General features: G+C 59.9%; 2 protein-coding genes. Both read left to right on the plus strand.

What is annotated here, in order from left to right; all coding sequences use genetic code 11:
- Positions 1-769: PepSY-associated TM helix domain-containing protein (locus tag AQS70_RS09455; RefSeq protein ID WP_162233891.1), on the plus strand; the 769-nt coding region annotated here is incomplete at its 5' end.
- A 166-nt stretch (positions 770-935) separates the two neighbouring features.
- A partial coding sequence (locus tag AQS70_RS09460) for a TonB-dependent receptor (RefSeq protein WP_055102549.1) occupies positions 936-2,658 on the plus strand: 1,723 nt, incomplete at its 3' end.

The following is a 2,658-nucleotide window of genomic DNA, read 5'->3' on the forward strand; positions in this document are numbered from 1 at the left end:
TATGTTAGTCAGCGGCATGACCTGGACCGGGTTTTGGGGCAAGCAATATGCAGAACTGTGGAACCAGTTCCCGGCTGCTATGTGGACCGACGTGCCCACGTCGAATGTAGACGCTGGCACCCTCAACAGCGCCACTCGCCAGACCGTACCTTGGGCCATGGAAAACACGCCGATGCCCGTCTCGGGCGCGCATGCCGAACACATGGCTCACGCGGCCCACTCTTCCGGCCCAGCAGCGCCCGGCATCACCCTGCAACAAGTGTTCGAGACGGCCACTCAGCGCAAGGTCGAACCGGGCTACAGCATCACCCTGCCGACCACCGCTGAAGGCGTGTTCACCATTGCCGTATTCGCTGATGACCCACGCAATGACGCCACGCTGCATGTCGATCAATACACCGGTGAGGTACTGGCCGATGTTCGGTGGCAGCATTACAGCAACGTCGCCCGCGCCACAGAAATGGGCGTGATGCTGCACGAGGGCAAGCTGTTCGGCTCACTGAACCAGATCGCAATTTTGCTGGTGTGTCTGATGATTCTGCTGAGTTCGAGCAGTGGTTTAGTGATCTGGTGGAAGCGTCGGCCTACAGGCGGTTTAGGCGTACCGCCCATGCGTCACGATCTGCCGACGTGGAAGTCCGGGCTGGTGATTATCCTCGCCTTGGCGGTTGTTTTCCCACTGGTGGGCGCCTCGCTCATCGGCGTGTGGTTGCTGGATCGACTGCTGATGCTAATGCGCTCAACATCCAAGCATGAACAGGTTTCATAGGCGTCATGAACCATCCGAGATGCGCGACCTAGATAGATGTGGATACTGGCTCGCCAGTATCGCGCACGAAATTGTTGTTACCTTGTAACAAAACAATTTAAGCTCGCTCACCCCGCCGCCAGGAGGCAGCGGGCACATCTCTAGAAAAAAGCGATTGTTAACCTCCATGAACAAGTACCTGCTTTTCAGCCTTTGCCTGCTGGCGATCAACAGTGCGCACGCAGATGACAGCGCGTCGTCTCTGATGCTACCCGCCGCCACCATCACCGCCCCTGAAGTCGATGCCGAGCGTGTCGACTTAAAGACCGCCACCACCGCGGGCTCGCGCCTGAATCTCAGCAGCCTCGATACCCCGGCCAGCGTCGAAAGCCTGACCGGTGCGCAGATCCGCGCTCGTGGCGACCGCAGTGTGCAAGACGCTGTCACCCGCACCACCGGCATCAGCTTCACCGGTTCACCGGGCAATGGCGGCTCGGCTTACTCGGCGCGCGGCTTTGTCGGCGAAGGCTCGGTCATGCAGCTCTACGATGGCACGCGTCTGTACAGTGGCGCGGGCACGGTGACATTCCCGGTCGATGATTGGTCGGTGGAGCGTATCGACGTACTGCGCGGCCCCGCCTCGGTGCTGTACGGCGAAGGCGCGACCGGAGCGGTGATCAACGTGATCCCGAAAAAACCGTTCAGCGGCGAGATCGAAAACCATATCCGCGTGGGCTATGGCTCATACGACACCCAGCAGCAGGCACTGGACAGCGGCGGCTCGCTGACCGACACCCTGAGCTACCGGTTGAACATCAACCACACCCAGAGCAACGGCTGGATCGACCACGGTGACTCCGAAAACACCTTCGTCAGCGCCGCCCTGCGCTGGCAGGCCACCGACGAACTGGCGTTCACCCTAAGCCACGACTATGGCGACCAGGAACCGCAAAACGATTTCGGCGTACCGTTGATCAATGGCCGTTATCACAAGGGCCTGCGCGACAAGAACTACAACGTCAGTGACGCCAAGCTGCACTACAACGATCAGTGGACGCGCCTGAACAGCGAATGGCGGATCAACGACAACCTGACCGCCACCAACGAGCTGTATTACCTCAAGGCCCAGCGTCGTTGGCAGAACGCCGAAAACCACGCCTGGGACGAGGCCAGCCAAACCCTGCTGCGCGGCGGCTATTTCAGCATCAAGCATGAGCAGGAACAGGTCGGCGACCGCCAGACCTTCGCGCTCAGCCATGACCTGTTCGGTCTCAAGAGCAAAACCCTGGTGGGCATGGACTACAACCGTATCCACTTCAACTTGCACAGCAACTCGCCGTACCACGACGTAGACGCAGACGGCCAGCCAATCGACCTGTACCACCCGGACCGTGGCCAATGGCAAAGTGCTTCGCCTTACCGCGACCAGTTCACCACCACCACGCAGCAGTTTTCGCTGTTCGCCGAAAACCGCACCGAGCTGACCGATCAACTGTCGCTGGTCACCGGTGTGCGCCGCGACATGGTGCACCTGGACCGCGATGACTTCTCTGTCACGGGCGACTCCACCCACAGTGACCGCAGCCTGTCGGCCAACAGCTGGAAAGTCGGCCTGGTGTACGAACTGACCCCGGATACCTCGGTTTACGCGCAACAAGCCACCAGCGTCGATGGTGTGGGCGGTTTGATCAGCCTGGACCAGAACCAGCAAAACTTTGGCCTGGCCCATGCGCGCCAGACTGAAGTCGGCTTCAAGCAACTGTTCTGGGACCAGCGCGGCGAGTGGACACTGGCGGCGTATCACATCGACAAAAAGGATTTGCTGAGCCGAGACTCAGTCACTAAGTTGACTCGACAAATCGGTGAGCACTCCTCCAGAAGCCTGGAAGCCAGCCTTGCTCTGCAACTGC

The organism is Pseudomonas endophytica (assembly GCF_001411475.1).
Taxonomy (GTDB): Bacteria; Pseudomonadota; Gammaproteobacteria; order Pseudomonadales; family Pseudomonadaceae; genus Aquipseudomonas; species Aquipseudomonas endophytica.